Source organism: Spirillospora sp. NPDC052269, from assembly GCF_040679435.1.
In the GTDB taxonomy this organism is placed as follows: Bacteria; Actinomycetota; Actinomycetes; order Streptosporangiales; family Streptosporangiaceae; genus Spirillospora.
The window spans coordinates 296842-317169 of sequence record NZ_JBFAUU010000004.1 but is presented as its reverse complement, the minus strand read 5'-3'; the positions used below and the strand labels follow the sequence as shown (position 1 = coordinate 317169).

General features: G+C 72.5%; 17 protein-coding genes. 11 read left to right on the top strand and 6 right to left on the bottom strand.

Features of this window, described 5'->3' with window-relative positions; translation table 11 throughout:
- Positions 1 to 105 precede the first annotated feature (105 nt).
- Positions 106 to 870, top strand: coding sequence for a sulfite exporter TauE/SafE family protein (locus tag AB0L06_RS10435; protein ID WP_500230674.1), 765 nt, complete (start codon positions 106 to 108; stop codon positions 868 to 870).
- Positions 871 to 944: 74 nt separating this feature from the next.
- Positions 945 to 1205: a DUF8836 family protein gene (locus AB0L06_RS10430; protein ID WP_500230673.1), complete on the top strand. Its 261-nt coding sequence runs from the start codon at positions 945 to 947 to the stop codon at positions 1203 to 1205.
- 30 nt (positions 1206 to 1235) lie between these two features.
- On the opposite strand, the gene AB0L06_RS10425 is transcribed toward AB0L06_RS10430, so the two are convergent.
- Positions 1236 to 1772, bottom strand: coding sequence for a MarR family winged helix-turn-helix transcriptional regulator (locus AB0L06_RS10425; RefSeq protein WP_500230672.1), 537 nt, complete (start codon positions 1770 to 1772; stop codon positions 1236 to 1238).
- Positions 1773 to 1847: 75 nt separating this feature from the next.
- On the opposite strand from AB0L06_RS10425, the gene AB0L06_RS10420 reads away from it, so the two are divergent.
- Positions 1848 to 2540 (top strand): hypothetical protein, encoded by a 693-nt coding sequence (locus tag AB0L06_RS10420; protein WP_500230671.1) that lies wholly within the window; start codon positions 1848 to 1850, stop codon positions 2538 to 2540.
- A 245-nt stretch (positions 2541 to 2785) separates the two neighbouring features.
- On the opposite strand, the gene AB0L06_RS10415 is transcribed toward AB0L06_RS10420, so the two are convergent.
- Together AB0L06_RS10415 and AB0L06_RS10410 are read right to left on the bottom strand one after the other, a co-directional pair.
- On the bottom strand, positions 2786 to 3706 hold the full coding sequence (locus tag AB0L06_RS10415; RefSeq protein ID WP_500230670.1) for a Rieske (2Fe-2S) protein: 921 nt from the start codon (positions 3704 to 3706) through the stop codon (positions 2786 to 2788).
- A gap of 618 nt (positions 3707 to 4324) precedes the next feature.
- On the bottom strand, positions 4325 to 6565 hold the full coding sequence (locus AB0L06_RS10410; RefSeq protein WP_500230669.1) for a molybdopterin oxidoreductase family protein: 2241 nt from the start codon (positions 6563 to 6565) through the stop codon (positions 4325 to 4327).
- Positions 6566 to 7536: 971 nt separating this feature from the next.
- Between AB0L06_RS10410 and AB0L06_RS10405 the strand changes: the two genes are divergently transcribed.
- Positions 7537 to 7995 (top strand): NfeD family protein, encoded by a 459-nt coding sequence (locus tag AB0L06_RS10405; RefSeq protein WP_500230861.1) that lies wholly within the window; start codon positions 7537 to 7539, stop codon positions 7993 to 7995.
- The gene (locus tag AB0L06_RS10400; protein ID WP_500230668.1) at positions 7992 to 9104 is read left to right on the top strand and encodes an SPFH domain-containing protein; all 1113 of its coding nucleotides are present in this window, start codon (positions 7992 to 7994) and stop codon (positions 9102 to 9104) included. Before AB0L06_RS10405 ends, AB0L06_RS10400 begins: the two co-directional genes overlap by 4 nt.
- A 305-nt stretch (positions 9105 to 9409) precedes the next feature.
- Here AB0L06_RS10400 and AB0L06_RS10395 read toward each other — a convergent pair whose 3' ends face one another.
- Positions 9410 to 10858 carry a catalase gene (locus AB0L06_RS10395; protein WP_500230667.1) on the bottom strand — a complete coding sequence of 483 codons (1449 nt, stop codon included), beginning with the start codon at positions 10856 to 10858 and terminating at the stop codon, positions 9410 to 9412.
- A 317-nt stretch (positions 10859 to 11175) separates the two neighbouring features.
- On the opposite strand from AB0L06_RS10395, the gene AB0L06_RS10390 reads away from it, so the two are divergent.
- The 4 genes from AB0L06_RS10390 to AB0L06_RS10375 all read left to right on the top strand — a co-directional run bounded on the left by AB0L06_RS10390 (position 11176) and on the right by AB0L06_RS10375 (position 15834).
- The gene (locus AB0L06_RS10390) at positions 11176 to 12285 is read left to right on the top strand and encodes a CapA family protein (RefSeq protein WP_500230666.1); all 1110 of its coding nucleotides are present in this window, start codon (positions 11176 to 11178) and stop codon (positions 12283 to 12285) included.
- A 182-nt stretch (positions 12286 to 12467) separates the two neighbouring features.
- On the top strand, positions 12468 to 13250 hold the full coding sequence (locus AB0L06_RS10385) for a MerR family transcriptional regulator (protein ID WP_500230665.1): 783 nt from the start codon (positions 12468 to 12470) through the stop codon (positions 13248 to 13250).
- Positions 13247 to 13879, top strand: a complete 633-nt coding sequence (locus AB0L06_RS10380; RefSeq protein WP_500230664.1) for a GyrI-like domain-containing protein — start codon at positions 13247 to 13249, stop codon at positions 13877 to 13879. Before AB0L06_RS10385 ends, AB0L06_RS10380 begins: the two co-directional genes overlap by 4 nt.
- Before the next feature lie 53 nt (positions 13880 to 13932).
- Positions 13933 to 15834 carry an SDR family oxidoreductase gene (locus AB0L06_RS10375; RefSeq protein ID WP_500230663.1) on the top strand — a complete coding sequence of 634 codons (1902 nt, stop codon included), beginning with the start codon at positions 13933 to 13935 and terminating at the stop codon, positions 15832 to 15834.
- Positions 15835 to 15963: 129 nt separating this feature from the next.
- Here AB0L06_RS10375 and AB0L06_RS10370 read toward each other — a convergent pair whose 3' ends face one another.
- Positions 15964 to 16197, bottom strand: coding sequence for a hypothetical protein (locus tag AB0L06_RS10370; RefSeq protein WP_500230662.1), 234 nt, complete (start codon positions 16195 to 16197; stop codon positions 15964 to 15966).
- A 315-nt stretch (positions 16198 to 16512) separates the two neighbouring features.
- Between AB0L06_RS10370 and AB0L06_RS10365 the strand changes: the two genes are divergently transcribed.
- Complete coding sequence (locus AB0L06_RS10365; protein ID WP_500230661.1) at positions 16513 to 17700, top strand: LCP family protein; 1188 nt, start codon at positions 16513 to 16515, stop codon at positions 17698 to 17700.
- Between the two features lie 6 nt (positions 17701 to 17706).
- Here the strand turns inward: AB0L06_RS10365 and AB0L06_RS10360 are convergent, their stop codons facing one another.
- The gene (locus AB0L06_RS10360) at positions 17707 to 19266 is read right to left on the bottom strand and encodes an MFS transporter (RefSeq protein ID WP_500230660.1); all 1560 of its coding nucleotides are present in this window, start codon (positions 19264 to 19266) and stop codon (positions 17707 to 17709) included.
- A gap of 71 nt (positions 19267 to 19337) precedes the next feature.
- Here AB0L06_RS10360 and AB0L06_RS10355 point away from each other — a divergent pair, with 71 nt between their 5' ends.
- Positions 19338 to 20327: a GlxA family transcriptional regulator gene (locus AB0L06_RS10355; protein ID WP_500230659.1), complete on the top strand. Its 990-nt coding sequence runs from the start codon at positions 19338 to 19340 to the stop codon at positions 20325 to 20327.
- The last annotated feature ends 1 nt before the right edge of the window (position 20328 follow it).

Sequence of the window (20328 nt, the reverse complement as noted above, 5' to 3'; positions counted from 1 at the left end):
CGCCCGTCTCGGTATGTGGGCGGACGGCCCCGACCAATCCGGTGAACTCTCCCTTCCCTAACATCGGGTGACTGCAGGACGCTCGGATCACTGGACGGGACGATCGTGAACTTGTTCGACGCGGGCGCGGTGTTCGCCGCGGGGGTCGCCGCGGGCGGGATCAACACCGTCGTGGGCTCCGGCTCGCTCATCACGTTCCCGACGATGGTGGCCCTCGGTTTTCCGCCCGTGACCGCGAACGTCTCGAACAACATCGGCCTCGTCCCGGGATCGGTGACCGGCGCGTACGGCTACCGGGACAAGCTCAAGGGGCAGCGGGGACGGCTGCTGCGGCTCGGCAGCGCGTCCCTTCTGGGCGCGGCGCTCGGGTCGCTGCTGCTGCTGGAGCTGCCCGCGTCGGCGTTCGACGTGATCGTCCCGGCACTGATCATCCTCGCGCTGGTGCTGGTGATCGTCCAGCCGCGGCTGCAGGCGTACCTGAAGGGGCGCGCGAAGCAGCGGGAGCACGGCGGGCCGGGGCTGTGGTCCGGCGTGTTCGGGGCGGGCGTGTACGGCGGGTACTTCGGGGCGGCGCAGGGCATCGTCCTGATCGGGCTGCTCGGGACGGGCCTGAACGAGGACCTGCAGCGCGTCAACGCCGCCAAGAACGTGCTGTCCGCGCTGGTCAACGGCACGGCGGCGGTCGTGTTCATCGGTTCGTGGGCGATGGGCCGGACCGCGATCGACTGGCTCGCCGTCCTGCTCATCGCGGCGGGATCGACGCTCGGCGGGCTGATCGGGGCGAAGGTCGGGCAGCGCATCCCGTCGAACGTGCTGCGCGCCGTGATCGTGGTCGTGGGGCTCGTCGCGCTCTACAGATTCCTGTTCTGACCTGCGTTTTCGACGGTTGCCAACCCCTTGATCTGGGTATGAGTCGAATATACGTTCGACTGCGAGGGGTGCTCATGAAGGGCGACAGGGTCGAGATCGTCATCGACGCGGGCGGCGAGGGTGTCCGCACCTACGAGGTCATCGCCACCCGCGCCGGACGCCGCGTGGAGGTCGACACGCGGCGCGGCGTCGTCGAGGTCAGCGAGGTCACCCGCACCGGAACCCCCGTCCGGACCGCCCGCTTCATGGCCAGCCGCGTCCTCGCCCTGGTCGAGTACCCGATCTCGGACGAAGGGCCCGACACATCCGAGGCGTCCGGTCCGTCCGGGAGCTGACGCGGGGGTTCAGTAGGGCTGGTTCGGGGGTCAGTGGGGGCGGACCGAGCGGTAGCCGGGGTGGACGCCCGGCGTCAGGTCCCGGTCGACGGCGATGCGCTGGAGGAGGCCCATGAGCTGCTGATGCTCCTCGGGTGACAGTGCGGAGGCCAGGTCCGCCTCGTGCGCCATCGCGATGGGGCGCAGCTCGTTCAGGAGGGCCTCGCCCGCCTCGGTGAGGTGGAGCGCGTGCAGGCGGCGATCGTCGGGATTGCGGCGGCGTTCGACCAGCCCGCGCTCCTCCATCGTGTCCACGAACGGGACGAACCGGCTCGGCGGCATCCCGAGCCGGTCGGCGAGTTCCCGCTGGCTGGACCCGGGACTCCCCTTCAGTATCCGCAGCAGCCCCGCCTGCGGCGGCGTCAGATCCAACGCCTTGATCCGCTCCGCGAACAACGCCGCCGCATGCGATCCCAGCTGTGCCAACAGGAACGCCACCCCCACCGGCGGCCCCGGCACGGACTTCGTGGCCCTGTCCGCGGGCGCGGGTGGGGTGGCCTGCGTGGGACGGGACTGGTCCGTGGTCATGCTCCGAATCGTACCCGGTTGACAATCGTTCCGGTTTGTAATCATTATCGAGACGGAACGATTCTAGGAGCTGACATGACCACCGCGTCCCAACAGGCCACCCCGGCCGCCACGCGTCGCCGCCCTCCGCATGGGCCGCCGTTGCTCGTCCCCGTCCTGGCCTATGTGGCGCTGACCATCGCGTATGTCGCGGTCAACGCGTCCACGCCGCAGCCGACGGCCTCCGCCGCGGAGGTCCTGCGGCACGACCTGGGCCACGCCACGCAGATCAAGGTGGGCGCGTTCCTGCTGATCGCCTCGGCGATGCCGCTGACGGTGACCGCCGGCTTCCTCCACCGGCGCCTGCGCGCCCTCGCCGTCAACGCGCCGGGCGGCGCGATCGCCCTGGCCGGCGGCGTCCTCGCCGCGTCCGCGCTGTCCCTGTCGGGGATGTTCGCCTGGACCGGCGCGCGCCTCGGCCACGACGCGAGCCCGGCGCTCGCCCGCGTCCTCGCCGACCTCTCCTTCGCCGCCGGAGGGCCGGGCTTCGCCGTCACGTTCGCCCTGCTCATCGCGGGTGTCTCCGTGCCCGGCCTCGTCGCCCGCCTCCTGCCGCGCCCGCTCGCCGTCCTCGGGCTGGTGATCGCCGTCGTCGGCGTCCTGTCGTCGGTGAGCTTCGCCGTCTACGGCTTCGTCTACCTGGTCCCGGTCGTCCGCTTCGGCGGCACCCTCTGGCTCATCGCGGCAGCCGCCCTTCTTCCCCGCACGCGCACGCGCACCAAGGAATGACCGCCTGCTCCGCACGGAAAGCATGCGGTCACGCCGGAGAGGCGCAGGCGTCGGTCGTGGGCATGTCCGCGTGGGCGTTTCCTGCCTACGCCGTTGGGAACCGCGTTGGCTCGCGTGGACGAGTGGTATCTCCTGCCTACGCGGTCGTGAACGCGTCCTGAGTGCCCGGAAGTGCTCCTTGGCTCTGCGCCTTCGCTTGCGAGGCCGTCAGTGCCGGCCATGGTGGCTGAGGCGTCGCGGGCGGGTCAGGAAAGGGGACGGACCTGGACCATGCCGTCTTCGCTGACACGGCTCTCGAAGGCGGGTTGGCGGCTGGTCGCGGGGCCGTGGACGACCGAACCGTCCGCGACGCGGAACGTGCTGCCGTGCCAGGGGCAGACCACGCAGGTGTCGCCGTCGTCGTCGTTGGTGATCCGGCCCTGGTGGAGGGGGCCGGCGAGGTGGCTGCAGCGGTCGGTCAGGACGTGGATGTCGTCCCCCTCACGCAGGACGAACAGGGCGATGTAGCCGAGGGCGCGGCGCACCGGCCAGCCGTCCGGGAGGTCGTCGGCGGGGCACAGGTCGTGCCAGCCGAGCGAGACCAGGTGGGAGACCTGGTCGGCGTGGTTGGCGCCGGCGGCCTGCCGGAAGGCGAGGTGTCCGCCGAGGTAGCCGCCCGCGAACAGCGCGCCGAGGCCCGCGAGGCCCAGGGTGCGGCCCGCGGCGTCCCGGCCGCGCAGGCGGGCGACCAGCGACGCGCCGTACAGGGCGCTCGCGGCGGCGGTGCCCATCGCGTGGACGAGTCCGACCCGCTGCTGTTCGCGATGCAGGGCGGACCAGTCGGCGATGCCCGTCAGCGCGGTCGGCACGGCCCCGGCGAGTCCGACCGCGACCAGCGCGGACGACGCGCGCCGCGTGCCGGGGACCAGGTCGAGGACGGCCGAGGAGACCCAGCACCCCATCGGCAGGTCGGTGAGCGGCGGATGCGCCGGATGCCCGACCGGGACGCCGTGCAGCGCGTCCTTGACCGGTCCCACGGGGAGCACCCGTGCGACGCCCATGGAGATCGTTCGGATGGCGCGGTCCAGGAAGCCCGCGTGCTCCAGGTTCTCGGCCACGTCCACCGGATGCGTCCTGACCTGCGGTCGGGGGCCGCGCCGGAAGATGCTGCTCGTCCGTCGGTTCAAGGTCGTCCCCTCCTCGGGTGCGTGCCTCGCGTTCCGGCTCCGGACGGATCCGGCGCCGGAGGGCTCCGATGGGTCTCGGCTCCGGTGGTACCGGTCTTCTTGGTGTCTGATCCCGGTCTGGTCCCGGCCCGGCCCGGTCTGGTCCCGGCCCGGCCCGGTCTGGTCCCGGCCCGGCCCGGTCCGGTCCCGGCCCGGTTCCGATTGGCTCCGGTTCCGATTGGCTCCGGATTTCGGTTCGGCTCCGGTTTCGGTGGCCGGACCGTCCGTCCCCGGCGATCGGCCCGTCTTGGGCGACCCCGTATGCCGCTGGTGTCGCCCGTCGCCGTCCCGTCCGCGACCACATGAGGTGGCCGGCCGGACGGGCCGACCCGCCGTCGTTGCCCTTCGCCTAGACGGACCGTCCATGCCGAGGGGATTCCTACCTGTGGGTAAGGGGGCCTAAACCCGGTATCGACCGTCCAGTACCAGGACAAAACCAATCAATCACCGCAGGTTGGACGCCGGGTGGCCGTTCCGCAGCGGGCCGGCCGGGCTCCGCTGAACGGCATCGGGCGCGGTGGCCGGGCCGACTGAAAGATCTTGATGGACGGCCCCAACGTTCCGCGGGGCCCGGACGTTTTACAGGGGTGAGGGCAGCGGGGTGAGGGTGACGGGGACGCCGTTGAAGGCGGCGTTTCCAGAGAGGGGGTCGATGAGCCGATCATCGGTGATGGCGTTGACGTTCACGCCTGGGCGGGCGGCGGCGACCCGCGTGCGGGTGCCGGGGAGGTCGTGCCCCCAGCCGTGGGGGAGGCTGACGACACCGGGCATGACGGTGTCGGTGGGGGAGGCGACCGCCTCGACGGCCCCGGTGCGGGACGTCACGCGGACGCGGGCGCCCTCGGCGATTCCGAGGCGCTCGGCGTCGGCCGGGTTCAGGTGCAGGGTGCAGGTGTTGGAGCCGCCGAGCAGCTCCGGGACGTTGTGCAGCCAGCTGTTGTTCGAGCGCAGCTGCCTGCGCCCGATCAGGACGAGGTCGGGGCGCGGGGCGTCCAGGGCGGCGGCGAGCCGGTCGATGTCGGCGGCGAACGCGGGCGGGCACAGCTCGACACGTCCGGACGCGGTGCACAGCACCTCGTCCAGCCGTGGCTTGAGGGGGCCGAGGTCGACGCCGTGCGGGTGCTCGTCGCGGAGCCGGGCGAGGGTGAGACCGTCCGGGTCCGCGCCGAAGCCCTCGCCGTAGGGGCCGAGCCGCAGCATCATGTCCAGCCGCTGCTCGGTGGAGGACGACCCGTCCGCGAGCATCTTGCGCAGCTCGCCGGGGTCCCGGCCGTGGACGGGCGAGCCGGGCGCCGCCACCGCCCGTCCGAGCGTGGACATGATCACCAGTTCGTCGAGGTCGGCGGGGGAGGCGTCGATCCCGGCCGAAGGGGCGCCCGCCCCGGCGGCCATCGTCGCCAGCCGCGCGAGGATCTCCGTCTCCGCCGGGCGGCCGTCCGGGAGCGGCACGGCGGGCGGCGAGTAGCGGGCGTAGTCGCGCACGGTGAACGCCAGCAGCGCCAGGTCGTAGTGCGGGGTCTGCGCGGGGCGCGGGGGCGGCAGCACGACGTGCGCGTGCCGGGTCGTCTCGTTCAGGTACGGGTCGACGCTGACCACCAGGTCGAGAGAGGGAAGGAGGCGGTCGAGACGGGCACCGTCGGGAGCGGACAGCACGGGGTTGCCGCCCACCGTGATCAGCGCGCGGATCTGGCCCTCGCCGGGCGTCTCGATCTCGTCCGCGAGCGTCGCGACGGGCAGCTCGCCCATGGCCTCGGGCAGCCCGCGCACCCGGCTGCGCCAGCGGCCCGTGGTGAACGGACGCCGCCGCCGGTACACCGGCATGTGCGCGGGCCGGGGGAACATCGCGCCGCCCGGCCGGTCGAGGTTGCCGGTGAGGACGTTCAGCACGTCCACGAGCCAGCTCGCGAGCGTCCCGAACTCCTGCGTGCACGTCCCGATGCGGCCGTATACGGCGGCGCGCTCGGCGGCGGCCAGCTCGCGCGCCGTCCGCCGGATCACCTCCGCCGGGACGCCCGTGATCGGCGCGACCCGCTCGGGCGAGAACCCGACGACCAGCGCGCGCAGCTCGTCCAGCCCGTTCAGCGGCAGCCCTCCGGGCACCGCCGTCAGCTCCTCGGCGAACAGCGTGTGGACGAGGGCCATCAGCAGGTGCGCGTCCGTGCCGGGCCGGACGAACAGGTGCTCATCGGCGAGCGTGGCCGTCCGCGTGCGGCGCGGATCCACGACGACGACCCGTCCGCCGCGCGCCCGGATCGCCTTCAGCCGTCCGCCGAAGTCGGGCGCCGAGCACAGCGACCCGTTCGACTCCAGCGGGTTCGCGCCGAGCATCAGCAGATGGTCGGTCCGGTCGAGGTCCGGCACCGGGATCGCGAGCGGATCCCCGAACAGGTGCCCGCAGCTCACATGCTTGGGCATCTGGTCGGCGGTGCTGGCGGTGTACACGTTCCGCGTGCCCAGCGCCTTGATCAGCGCCGATCCGTACAGCGGCCCGGCCACCGAGTGCGCGGTCGGGTTCCCGACGTAGATCGCGACCGCGTCCCGCCCGTACCGCGCGATCACCCCGGCCAGCTCGTCCCGGACGACCGAGAACGCCTCGTCCCATCCGGCCGGCACTCCGCGCACCAGCGGCCCGTCCAGCCGGTCCGGATCCCCGTCGAGCCGCCCGAACGTCGCCCCCTTGGGACACAGGAACCCCGCGCTCAGCGGATCCTCCCGATCCCCCCGCACGGACGTGATCGAACCCGCCTCGTCCACGGTCAGCTCCAACCCGCAGAGCGCCTCACAAAGCGGACAAGTCCGATACACCGCGCGGCTGCCCATGCCCGTACTCCTTGTCACCGACCCCGCCCCCATGATGCTCCGCCCCCACCCCCCACGCCACCGACTCCCGCCCCCATCCCCGAGTCCTCCAAGCCCACCACCCCAAATCCCCCGCCCAGCCCTCGCCGCCCCTCCACCCCACCCCCCATGCCCGCAGGACACCGGAGCCCAGTGCCCCCCTCGCGAGCCCCCACCGCGCCGCGCCAACCCAAGCCCGCAGGCCGTCCAGCCCAGTGCCCCCGCCCTCCGCCCCCGTACACGTCAGCCCCAAGCGCGCAGGACGCTGGCCCTGGTGTCCCGCGCTTCCGCGAGCCTTCGCCTCGCCCTCGCGCCAGCCTCCAGGTCCGGGGGGGCCTGGCCCGGGCTACCCGTGCTCTGCGAGCCTTCGCCTCGCCTCCACGCGAGTCCCTTTCCCCGCGGGATGTCGGTCCGGTGACTCACATTCCTCTCGAGCGTCCGCCTCGCCCCCGCGGCAGTCCTCAATGTCCGCAGGACGCCGGGCTCCGGTGTCTCACGCTCTTGCGAGCCCTCGTCTCGCCCCCGCGCCAGGTTTCATGATCGCGGGCCGCCTTGCCCCGGCGACCCGGGCCTTGATTTCGCGGCAGGTCCCAAGGTTCGCGGGACGCCCGGTCCTGGGTGATCGAGGCCCTCGGGAGGCCGGGACGTGCTGGCTGTGCGAGGCGCATGCCTGCATTCGTGGGGCCTGCGGCGCTGTCACGCCGTCTGTCGTGCCCCCTGTGGTTCGCGCTGGTGCCCTGTCTGCGCGTGCTCGGCGGCCGTTGGGGCCTTGGTGTTCGTTTTGGTTAGCGGGCGCGCTACGCCGGGCTGGCTGCGCCTTGGCCTGGCGGGTGGTTTTGGGGGCTTTTGCAGGTTGTTTTAGGTGGCGGGGGCTGGGGCGGGGCCTTTGAGAGGGGGTGGGGCGGAGTTAACGTGAAAGGGAGGACATCGACCGCCTCTGGGAGATGACGCGAATGGGGGCGTGGGTCGCCTGGTTGCTGGCTGCGGCGTTGCTCGGTGTGGCTGAGCTGTTGACGTTGACGCTGGCGCTCGGGTTGCTCGCGGTGGCGGCGTTCGCGGCCGGGTTGACGGCCGCGGCGGGGCTTCCCGTCGTGCTTCAGGCGGTGGTGTTCGCTGTGGTCGCGGTCGGCGGGATCGGGGTGGTGCGGCCGCTCGCGCGGCGGCACGTCCGGCAGCCGCCGAAGATGCGGTCGGGCACGGCGGCCCTGGTCGGACGCGAGGCCGTGACGCTGACGGAGGTCAGCCGGACGGGTGGGCGCGTGCGCATCGGCGGCGAGGAGTGGACGGCCCGTCCCTACGACCCCGACCTGGTCATCCCCGCCGGGGCGACCGTCGACGTGCTCGCGATCGAGGGCGCGACGGCACTGCTGTATCCGGTGGGACCGGCCCGGATCCCGGAGGTGGAGCCATGACGGACGTCGTCATCGCCTTGGTGGTGTTGCTCGCGGGGGTCGCGGTGCTGGTCACCGCGACCATCCGGACGGTCTGGATCATCCCCCAGGCGCGGGCGCGGAACGTGGAGCGGCTCGGCCGGTACCACCGGACGCTGGAACCGGGCATCACCTTCGTCGTGCCGTTCGTGGACCGGGTGAAGGCCCTGATCGACCTGCGTGAGCAGGTCGTGTCGTTCAAGGCGCAACCGGTGATCACCGAGGACAACGTGGTGGTGCACATCGACACCGTGCTGTTCTTCCAGGTCACCGACCCGCGGGCGGCGGACTACGAGATCGTCAACTACATCAAGGCGATCGAGCAGCTCACCGCGACCACGTTGCGCAACGTGATCGGGACCCTGGATCTGGAGGCCACGCTGACCTCCCGGGACAGGATCAACACCGCGCTGCGCGGCGTGCTGGACGACGCGTCCGGCAAATGGGGCATTCGCGTCACCCGCGTGGAGATCAAGGCGATCGAGCCGCCGACGTCCATCAAGGACGCGATGGAGAAGCAGATGCGCGCGGAGCGGGAGAAGCGCGCGGCGATCCTGACGGCGGAGGGCGCGCGGCAGTCCAAGATCCTCACTGCGCAGGGTGAGAAGCAGGCGGCGATCCTGCGCGCCGAGGGCGGCAAGCAGGCGGCGATCCTGGAGGCCGAGGGCCAGGCCACCGCCATCCAGAAGGTGTTCACGGCCGTCCATCGCGCTGATCCCGATCCGAAGCTGCTCGCCTACCAGTACCTGCAGACGCTTCCGAAGCTGGCCGAAGGGCCGAACAGCACGTTCTGGGTCATTCCGAGCGAGGTCACGTCCGCGCTGGAGGCCATCACGCAGGCCTTCGGCGGCGATATCGGGTCCGCTGTTCACCGACGCTCGGGCGACGGCGGTCGTCCCGAGGCGTCCGAGGAGCGCGGCGACCGCGAGGTCGAGGCGTCCGATGACGGCGGAGGACGGGCCCGCGCCTTGGAGTCGTCCGAGGAAGGGCGGGGGCGTGCGTTGGAGTCATCCGCCGATTCCGCCGGACTCGGTGAGGACACCGGGTCCAGGGAGGACGTTGAGGGGACGCGCAGGTTCACGCGCCACTGACTTCGCGGCCGTCGGCCCGGCGTCCCACTTCCTTGGTGGCCGCCGACAGCAGTGCGCGGTCGCGAGCGGCGCGACAGCGACACTGTTTCGGGTGGGCCGGACCGAGTCGCGGGCGCGGCTGGTGGCGGTGGATCCGGACGAGAGCGTGCCAGCGATTGCGCGGCGCAAGGCGGTGCGAGCGTTTCTTGGACAGCGCCCGTCCGCCGCCGGGGTGCCGGTGGCGGACGGGCGACGGTCTTTCGGTCGTGGCGCGGGTGTCGGTCTTTCGGGTGTGGTGCGGGTGTCGTCGGGGGGCGCCTCGCGTGTCAGGCGCCGAGGCCCTTGGAGACCCGGTCGCCCAGGTCCTTGTGGACGTTGCGCCAGTACTCGACGACCCGCTTCTTCATGTCGGCGGTGACCTCCGGGGTGGAGGCGTGGCCGACGATGTTGGAGACGAGGTGGTCGCGGTCGGTCTCGGAGAGGACCCTCTCCCAGAGGGCGCGCGGCTGGGAGAAGTCGTCGTCGTCGCGGTGCAGCTCGTAGGCGTGCCGGATGATCTCGCCCGCGACCTCGTAGGACTCGCCCGCCCAGGTGTCCGGGTCGGCGGCGACCGGGCCGCCGGCCGAGTTCGGCGCGTAGACCGGGTCGGTGGGGTTCCGGTAGGTCATCGGGCCGTCGAAGTTGTAGCTGTGGACCGGGCTCTTCGGACGGTTGACCGGGAGCTGCAGGTAGTTCGGCCCGATGCGGTAGCGGTGGGTGTCGGGGTAGGAGAACAGGCGTCCCTGGAGCATCTTGTCCGGGGACGGGCCGATGCCCGGCACGAAGCTGGACGGCTCGAACGACGCCTGTTCGACCTCGGCGAAGTAGTTCTCCGGGTTCCGGTCGAGGGTCCAGCGGCCGATGGTGATCTCCGGGTGGTCCTCGTGCGGCCAGACCTTGGTGAGGTCGAACGGGTTGAACCGGTAGTCGGCGGCGTCCTCGAACGCCATGATCTGCACGTTCACCGTCCAGGACGGGTACTCGCCGCGGTTGATCGCGTCGTGCAGGTCGCGGATGTGGGAGTCGGGGTCGGTGGCCTGGACCTGGGCGGCCTCGGCGTCGGTGAAGTTCCGAATGCCCTGGTCGGTCTTGAAGTGGTACTTCACCCAGAATTTCTCGCCGGACGCGTTGTACCAGAGGAAGGTGTGCGAGCCGAAGCCGTGCATGTTCCGCCAGGAGGCGGGGGTGCCGCGGTCGGACATCAGGAAGGTGACCTGGTGCGCGGACTCCGGTGACAGCGTCCAGAAGTCCCACTGCATGTTGTGGTCGCGCAGGTGGCTGTCGGCGCGGCGCTTCTGGCTGTGGATGAAGTCGCTGAACTTCTGCGGGTCGCGGATGAAGAAGATCGGCGTGTTGTTGCCGACCAGGTCGTAGTTGCCGTCCTCGGTGTAGAACTTCATCGCGAAGCCGCGCGGGTCGCGTGCGGAGTCGGCCGAGCCCATCTCGCCCGCGACCGTGGAGAACCGGACGAAGGACTCGGTGCGCGCGCCCTTCTGGAACAGCTTGGCCTTGGTGAACTGGCTGACGTCCTCGGTGATCTCCAGGACGCCGTAGGCGCCGCCGCCCTTGGCGTGGACGACGCGTTCCGGCACCCGTTCGCGGTTGAAGCGGGCCATCTTCTGGATGAGGAACTGGTCCTGGAACAGCAGCGGGCCGTTCGGGCCGACGGACTGCGAGTGCTCGAGGCTCGGCGCCGGGTTGCCGGTGTCGGTGGTCGCGATGCGCTTGTCGGACATGGGCGCGTTCCTCCTTGCTCGTCGCTGCATCGGATCCGCGTGGGCGGTGCCACCCGGTCGGCCGCCGCGATGTCCGAAATGCCGGGCTTCAAGGTGCTGGCACGATCGATTCAATGAAGCGAGTCATCCAGGTTTCTGGCTCTTTTCCCTGGTTGTATGCCCGCAAGGTGTGGTTCGTACGGGTCGGCACCCCTGATGTTTCTTGTGAAACCAGGTAAAGAGAGGGCCGTGCCAGACGCCTCCCATCTGGGGAAATCACCTGAATTGCCCGGCTCGTCTGTCATTCTTGGGCCAGACGATCATGGAGGTGCGGGCGGATGCGGCGGACGCGGGGCTTCGCGCTGGTGGCCGTGGGATGCGCGGTGGCGCTCGCCGCCTCCGCCTGCGGGAGCGACGGCAAGGGCGGCAAGGACGGCTCGAAGGACGGGACGTACTCGCGCCCCGGCGGCGCCCCCAAGTCAGGGAAGGGGCACGGGCGCGAGCCGATCACGATCGCGTTCGGCGGCGACACCCACTTCCAGGGCTCGGCACTGCGCAAACGGCTCGCCTCGCCCGACACCGCGCTCGGCCCGATCACCGCCACGCTGAAGTCCGCCGACTTCACCATGCTCAACCTGGAGACGGCGATCACCACCGGCGGGACGCCCGCGCCGAAGAAGGAGTACCACTTCCGCTCGCCGCCGTCGGCGTTCACCGCGCTCAAGGCGTCGGGGGTGGACGTGGTGTCCATGGCCAACAACCACGGCATGGACTACATGGAGTCCGGCCTCCGCGACTCCCTCCGCGCGATCAAGAAGAGCGGCTTCCCGGTCGTCGGGATCGGCAAGGACGAGGACGAGGCGTTCCGTCCGCGCCGCTTCACCGTGAAGGGCAACAGGCTCGCGGTCGTCGGCGCGACGCAGGTGCTCGACGACCACCTCGCCAAGGCGTGGACGGCGACTCCGACCAAGGGCGGCCTGGCGTCCGCGAAGAACGTGCCGCGGCTCGTCCAGGCGGTGAAGGAGGCCAGGAAGGGCTCCGACTACGTGATCGTCCACCTGCACTGGGGTCAGGAGATGCACAACTGCCCGCTGCCCCGGCAGCAGGCGCTCGCGAAGACCCTGATCGCGGCGGGCGCGGACATGGTGATCGGCGGGCACGCGCACGTCCCGCTGGGCGGCGGCTTCATGAACGGCAAGTACGTCCACTACGGGATGGGCAACTTCGTGTTCAACGGAGTGTCCGGGCAGCCCGACACGACCGGGCAGACCCGCCTGTCGGGCGTCCTGGAGCTGCGCCTCGCGGACGGCAAGGTCACCAACGCCGCCTGGAAGCCCGCGCACCTCTCCGGCGGGCTCCCCATCCCGATGACCGGAGCGTCGGGGGCCGCCGAGCTCAAGCGCTGGAACGGGCTGCGCGCCTGCACGGGCCTCACCGCCAAGCCCTGAGCCGCCGAACCCCGACGCCGCCGAGCCCTGAGCCGTCGAATCCCTGAGGTCGTCACGTCCTGAGGCTGCTGAATCCCGGCGCCGTCGCGTCCTGAGCCGCCGAATCCCGGCGATCGTCGCGTCCTGAGGTCGGCGACGTCTGAGTGGACTCTCCCATGGTGGGAGAGGACACAGTGGGGGACGTGAGCGAAGATCTCCTTCCGATCGGGCGGTTCGCGCGGCTGTGCCGGTTGAGCGTGAAGCGGCTGCGGCACTACGACGACCTCGGGCTGCTGGCCCCCGCGCGCGTCGACCCGGTGTCCGGCTACCGGTACTACCGGCCGGAGCAGGCGCGGGACGCCCTCGCGATCGGGCTGCTGCGGACGCTGGACGTCCCGCTGCCGATGATCGCCCGGACCCTGGCCGAGGACGACCCGACCGGTCCGCTGACCGAGGTCCGGGACCGGCAGGCCGCCGAGCTGGCGCGCCGCCGCCGTGCCCTGGACGTGCTGGAACGCCTCCTCACCGAGGGGCTTCCCGCGCCGTCGGTCACGGTCGTGGACGAGCCCGGCCGCACGGTCGCGATCGCCCGTGACATCGCGCCGCTGGACGAGGTCGGTCCGGCGATGGGGCGGTGCGCGGCGCGGCTGGCGGGCGTCGCGTCCGCGGAGCCCATGATCGGCGTCTTCCCGCTGGAGCCCACCGACGAGCTCCCCGTCGCGCTCGCCGCCGTCCTGCCGGACGGGGCGGAGGCGCCGCCGGGGACGCGGTGCGAGCTCCTGCCGGGCGGGCCGTTCGCGACGGCCGTGCACGTCGGGCCGTTCGACCAGGTGGGGCTGGTGGTGCACGGGCTGCTGGCCTGGTGCGCCGACCACGGCCACACCCCCGGCGGGACGACCCGGGAGACCTACCTCGCCGACCCTGAACGCACCCCACCGGAAGCGCTGGTGACGCGGGTGCAGATCCGACTGGAGGACGAACGATGACCGACGCCCCAACGACCACGCCCGGGGGCCCGACGGCCATGCCCGACACGACGACGACCATGCCCGGGGCGCGGAACGCGGCGCCCGACGCCTGGTACGCGGCGACGGACGAGCCGACGCTCGTCGAGCTGGACGCCGTCCGCGGCCTGTCCGTGAGCGGGCTCGGCGACCCCGAGGGCCCCGAGTACGGCGCCGCGATCGAGGCGATGTACGCGGTCGCCGCGGCGATGGGGACGCCCGGCATGCCGCTCGAGGCGCGCTGGTGGGTGGAGGACGAGCGTCCGCCGCTGGAGGTCCCGCGCTCCGAATGGCGCTGGCACATGTTCCTCAAGGCGAGCGGGGAGATCACGGCCGAGCAGGTGGAACGCGCCCGGGACGCCGTCCGGCCGAAGCTTCCGGCGGCGGGGCGCGTGCAGCTCGTCGAGTTCGCGGAGGGCCCGTCCGTGCAGGTCCTGCACCATGGCGCCTACGCGGACGAGCCCGCCACGCTGGGCCGCATGTACGCCTTCATGGGCGAGCGGAACATCGTCCCGCGCGGATTGCACCACGAGATCTACCTCAGTCTCGGCGAACTGACCATCCTGCGCCAACCGGTCCTGAGGGTCGATCCCGGAGCGAACGAGGCGTAGGTTCGCAAGAGGCAGGCGGGAAGGACACCCTCCGACGGAGAAGGTGATTCGCGGTGCGGGATCACAGGGTGAGGTCGGGCGACGTCGAACTGGCCGTGCGCGAACGGGGTGAGGGCCATCGGCCCACCGTCGTGCTCGTGCACGGCTACCCCGACACCGGCGCGGTGTGGGACGAGGTCGCCGAGGCGTTGTCGGAGCGGTTCCGCGTCGTCACGTACGACGTGCGCGGGGCCGGGGCGTCCACCGCTCCCGAGGATCCGAACGACTACCGCGTGGAGACGCTGCTGGGCGATCTCGTCGCCGTCCTGGACGCGGTCGGCGGCGAGGCGCCCGTCCACCTCGTCGGGCACGACTGGGGATCCGTCCAGTGCTGGCCCGCCGTGACGGACGGCCCGGACGGTGAGCCCTTCCGCGGCCGGATCGCGTCCTTCACCTCCATCTCCGGCCCCGACTGGCGGCACGTCGCCGCCTGGGCCCGCCGCGAGACCCTCGGCACCCGCGACCAAGGCCCCGGCGTCCGCGACGGAGGGCGCGGTGGTCGGGGCGGAGGGGCGGCGGGCGGGCATGGGTGGTCGATGGTCGCGGGCGCAGAGCGGGCTCGGGCGCGGGCCCGGCGGACGGCGCGGGTGCTCGGACAGGCGCGGCGCAGCGTGTACATGCCGGTCTTCGCCGCGCCCAAGGCGGGCGAGGCGCTCGCGAAGGTCGTGGCGGTCACGTTCGCGCGCAACCTGACCCATGCCGAGGGCGGCGAGCCGAGGCCGGGGCATCCCGCGCCGACGCTCGCCCGCGACGCCCGGAACGGACTCGGGCTGTACCGCGCCAACCTGCGGAGACTGCCCGCCGGGGGCGCGACCGCGCAGGTTCCGGTGCAGGTGGTCGTCCCCACCCGCGACCGGTACGCGCTGCCGGACGTGCTGCTCTCGGCGCGCGGGCACGCGGACCCGCTGTACGTCCGGCGCGTCCCGGCCGGGCACTGGGTCGCCCGCACCCATCCGGATCGGCTCGCGCACTGGATCACCGAGTTCATCGACCATCTCGCCGGCGGCCCGGACACGCCCGACCTCGTGCGCGCGCGGGCCGCCGGACGTCCCGGCGGCGAATACACCGGACGGCTCGTCGTGGTGACCGGCGCGGGCAGCGGCATCGGCCGCGCGACCGCCCGCGCGTTCGCCGCCGAGGGCGCGATGGTCGTGGTCGCCGACATCGACGAGGCCGCCGCCAAGCGCGTCGCCGACGAGATCTCCGCCGCCTCGCCCTCGCCCGGCGGAGCGCATCCCTACGGGGTGGACGTCGCGGACGCCGAGGCCATGGAGCGGTTCGCCGAGCACGTCACGGAGAACCTCGGTGTCCCGGACGTGGTCGTGAACAACGCGGGCATCGGGGTGGCCGGGCCCCTGCTGGAGACCGGCGAGGCCGACTGGGCGCGGATCCGGGCCGTCAACCTGGACGGCGTGTACCGGGGCTGCCGCCTGTTCGGCACGCGGATGGTCGCGCGCGGCGAGGGCGGGCACCTCGTCAACGTCGCGTCCATGGCCGCGTACGCGCCGGGCGCGCAGGTCGCCGCGTACTCCGCGACCAAGGCGGCCGTGCTCCAGTTCAGCGAGTGCCTGCGCCTGGAGCTGGCGGACGAGGGCATCGGCGTCTCCGCGATCTGCCCGGGAGTGATCGACACCGGTATCGCGCACCGCACCCGGTACGTCGGGATGTCGAGTGCCCAGGCCGACGGGTTGCGCGAGGGCGTGGCGAAGGCGTTCGAGCGCCGGGGCTACCCGCCCGAACGCGTTGCCCAGGCGATCCTCCGGGCCGTCCGGAACAACCGTCCGCTCGTGCCGGTGGCGCCCGAGGCGCACCTCGCGCTCGCCCTCGACCGGTACGCGCCGCGGCTCAACCGGGCCGTGGGCCGCATGATCCTCAGAACGGGCGAACGGCTCCGAGGCGGCCTCGCGTCGGACTGACCCCAGATCGCGCAACGGGCTGCCCCCAGGGTGCGTGTTGGACTGGCCCGGGCGCCTGTCGGGCTGACCCCGAGACACGCGCCGGGCCGCGTCGGGCCGCGCTGGGGCGTCGGTCCGGGTGATCTTGGGTTACGCGTCTGGGAAGCGCCGCTTCTTGGCTCCGTCGAGGATCACCAGCAGGACGGTGGCGGTCACCAGGGCCGCCGCCGCCACGATCCACCAGGACGGCGAGGGCATTCGGGACGGCAGGGAGAGCAGCGGCTTCCAGCCGAAGTACTTGGCGGGGAACGGCAGCAGCCCCTCGTAGAAGCCGGCGAAGAACACGATCGACATCAACCCGTCATATGTCTTCGGATCGTCCATGCCCCCAGCCTTCCGGCGGGCCAGGACGGTCACCAGCGACCAAGGTCGATGCCCGGCGCACCAAGGGCGTTCTTCGGTCAATCCGCCGTGCCGTGTCCTGGATCCCGCGCGCCCCTGAAGGAACAGGAGAGATGTCCGGTTCGTTACTTGTGCGAGCGGTGACGTCACCGCCGTCCTGGAACGGCGCCCAGCGGGGGCGGGCGTCGACCGGGCCGCCCGCGGTCCCACCGCGAACCCGGCCGTAGGAGAGGACAAGATCACGCCGAATGCCCTCTGACCAGCGCGTTCGGCCAGCAGAGGACAAGAGGGGCGTCGATGGTCGGCAACGGGGACGGGCGGGAACGCCACGAGCGGAACGGACCGTCCTTCCCGGACGACCATGCCCGCGCCGAAACCGGCGCCTGGACCATCCACCCGGCCAGCCCGAACGATGCGGACGCCGGTATCGGATCTTCTACGGAAGACGACGCGTCCGGCGAGAACGCGTTCTGGAACGCGGACGGCGGGGGCGACAGCGGCGACCGTGACACCCCGCGCCGTTCGAGTGGATATCGGACGCGGCGGTTGCGGCGGCGTCGGCGGATCCGGCGGCTGGTGCCGCTCGGCGTGGTGGCCGTGATGGCCCTCCCGATCGCCGGATACGGGCTGTATTCGCAGGTCGAGGGCAACATCCGCCACGTCAGCGCCGAGGATCTCGGGCCTCGTCCGGCCAAGCGGACGCAGGCGGAGAACCTCCTGGTCGTCGGCTCGGACAGCAGGCAGGGCGCGAACTCCGCGTACGGCAAGGAGGAGGGCGCCCGCACCGACACGATGATCCTCTTCCACGTCCCCGCGGACGGGAGGAACGTGCGCGGGATCAGCCTGCCGCGCGACTCGATGGTGCGGATCCCCGCCTGCCGGACGCCCGGCGGCGCCGGCACGACCGTCCCGGCCCGCACCGGGATGATCAACTCGGCGTTCAACGAGGCCGGGCTGGCCTGCGCGTGGAAGACCGTCGAGTCCGCCACCGGGATCCGCGTCGACCACGCCGTCCAGATTGACTTCGCGGGGTTCAAGTCCATGGTGGACGCGCTGGGCGGGGTCGAGCTGAACGTCCCGGAGAAGATCGACGACGCCAAGGCCGGGCTGCACCTGGCCGCCGGGCGGCAGAAGCTGAACGGCGAGCAGGCCCTCGGGTACGCGCGCGTCCGGTACAGCATCGGCGACGGCTCCGACCTGGGCCGGATCAAGCGGCAGCAGCAGCTCATGACGGCGATGGCGGACAAGGCGCGCGGCCAGTTCACCAACCCGGCCCGCCTCTACTCCTTCCTGCGCGCCGCGTCCAAGTCGGTCGTCACCGACAAGGACCTCGGCCTGAAGCAGATGTTCGACCTGTCGTCGAGCGTCGGGGACACCGGCAAGATCAAGCTCGGGACGGTCCCGGTCGGCCCGTACCCGGGCGACCCGAACCGCCTCCAGTGGACGCAGCCCGCGGCCGACCGGCTCTTCCAGTCCCTTCGCTGACGGCGTTCAGGCGCGCCGGAAGCGGAGGCAGGCGAGGGCCGCGGCGACGCCCGCCCCGGCCATCAGGCACCACCCGAGCCGGTAGTCCGCGATCACCGGACGGCCGCCCAGGACGAACGTCAGCACGGCCACACCCAGCGCGGACGCGATCTGCCGCGTGGTCATCAGCACCGCCGAGCCGAGCGAGATCCGGTCGCCGGGCAGGGCGGTGGACGCCCCGAACAGCGGCGGCTGGAGGAGCGCGGTGCTCGCGCCGAACAGGATCCCGCCGGGCAGGTAGCCGAGCGCGTAGCCCTGCCCGATGCCGACCGCCCACCACGCCGCGCCGGCCGCGAGGGCGAGCCCGCCGAGGACGGCCGAGGCGCGTCCGCCGATCCGCCCGACGACCCGTCCGGACAGCGGGGACAGGATCATGCACGCCACCGGGACGGGCGCCAGCGCCAGCGCCGCCGTGACCGCCGACCAGTGCCTGACCTGCGTGAAGTACAGCGTCGTCGCCAGGAGCCCGGCCGCGAACGCCAGGTAGTAGAGCCCGACCCCGGCGACCGCGACCGCGAACGTCCGGTTCCGGAACAGCGCCGGGTCGATGATCGGGTCGCGCGCCCGCATCAGCCGCGCGACCAGCAGCGGCGCCAGCACCATGAGCAGCGCCGCGCTGAAGATCGTCGGGACGGACGGGAAGCCCCACCCCGGCCCCTGCGTGAGCAGCGCGGTCATCGTCCCGGCGGTCGCGAGCAGCAGCGCCGCCCCCTGAAGATCAAGCCCCCGCCCCGCCCTCCGCCCCTCCGCGACCAGCTCCCCCGCCTCCCGACCACCCGCGCGCGCCTCATTCGCTTCCCGGCCGGTCGCGCGGGCCTCGCTCGTTCCTCGAGCGGCCGCGTGCGGCGCGGTCGTTGCCTGGGCCGCTTCCTTGCGGGCGGGCTCGTCGCGGGGGAGGAGGCGGCGTCCCGCGATCACCGCGCCGATCGTGATCGGCAGGTTGATGAGGAAGATCCAGCGCCATCCGGCGAGCAGCAGCAGCCCGCCGAGGACCGGTCCGCACCCGGCCCCGGCCGCCGCGACGGCCGTCCAGATCCCCATGACCGTGGGGTGCTCGCGGCGCGGGAACGCGGGCAGCGCCAGCCCCAGCGACGTCGGGATCAGCAGCGCTCCGGCCATCGCCTGGACGACCCGGGCCGCCACCAGGATCCCGAGCGTCGGGGCCGCCGCGCACGCGACCGACGCGATCCCGAACAGGGCCATCCCGATCAGGAAGACGCGCCGCCGTCCGACGTCGTCCGCGATCCGTCCGGCGGGCACCAGCAGCGCGGCCAGCACGATCGTGTAGGCGTTCAGCACCCACGACACGTCCGCCAGCGAGGCCCCGCCGAAGCTCTCCCGCAGCGAGGGGAAGGCGATGTTGACCGCGAACAGGTCGAGGATCGCCAGGAACTGCGCGGCCGAGGCCACCCCGAGGACCCACCACCTCCGGCGGTCCGCGGGCGTGGCGAGGGCAGGAGGGGCCGCCGTGGACGCCGTGGACGCCGTGGACGCCGGGGGCGCCGGAGCGGGGATCTTGATGTTCATGGACACAGCGTCGGCGTGACCGCCCATCCCGGACGAGTGGCAGAAATGACGCGATGCGCTAGATTCCTGCCATGTCCCTTCTCGCGGTCCTCGTGATGGACGAGATGCCGGTCTTCGAGGTCACCATCCCGTGCCAGCTGTTCGGCACGCCGCCGCCCGGACACACCGGCCCCTGGTATGACCTGCGCATATGCACCGAAGGCGGGCCCCGGAACGTGCCGATGCGCGGCTCGACCGGGCACCACGACCTGCCCGGCCTGTTCGGCGTCCACGCCGGGCACGGGCTGGACGGGCTCCGCGACGCCGACACGGTCGTCGTCCCGGCGACCCCCGACGTGAGCCGCGACCCGTCCGAGCCGCTGCTCGACGCGCTGCGCGAGGCGCACGCGCGCGGCGCCCGGATCGTGTCCCTCTGCTCGGGCGCCTTCGTCCTCGCCGCCGCCGGGCTCCTGGACGGCCGAGCCTGCGCCGTCCACTGGAAGCACGCCGAGACCTTCGCCCGCCGCTTCCCGCGTGTCCCGGTCGACCCGGCCGTCCTCTACCACGACCACGGCGACCTGCTCACCGGCGCGGGCGCCACCGCCGGGGTCGACCTCTGCCTGCACCTGATCAGGCACGACATCGGCGCGGAGACGGCCACGGCCGTCGCGCGGCACATGGTCGTCCCGCCGCACCGGTCCGGCGGCCAGGCGCAGTACGTCGAGTCGCCGATGCCGCGCGCCCGGGACGTGGACGGCCTCGGGCCCGTCCTGGACTGGGCCGTCGAGCACCTGCACGAGCCGCTGACGGTCGCGGGCCTCGCGTCCCGCGCCGGGCTGACCGTCCGCACCCTGCACCGGCGCTTCCAGGCCGAGCTCGGCATGACGCCGCTCCGCTGGCTGCTCACCCAGCGCGTCCTGCGCGCCCGCGAACTGCTTGAACGCACCGACCTGCCGGTCGACGCGGTCGCCGCCCGCTGCGGCCTCGGCAGCGCGCCCAACCTCCGCGCCCACTTCTCCCGCGAGATGAGCGTCTCCCCGAGCGAGTACCGCCGAGCCCACCGCGACTCCGTCCCCGCCTGAC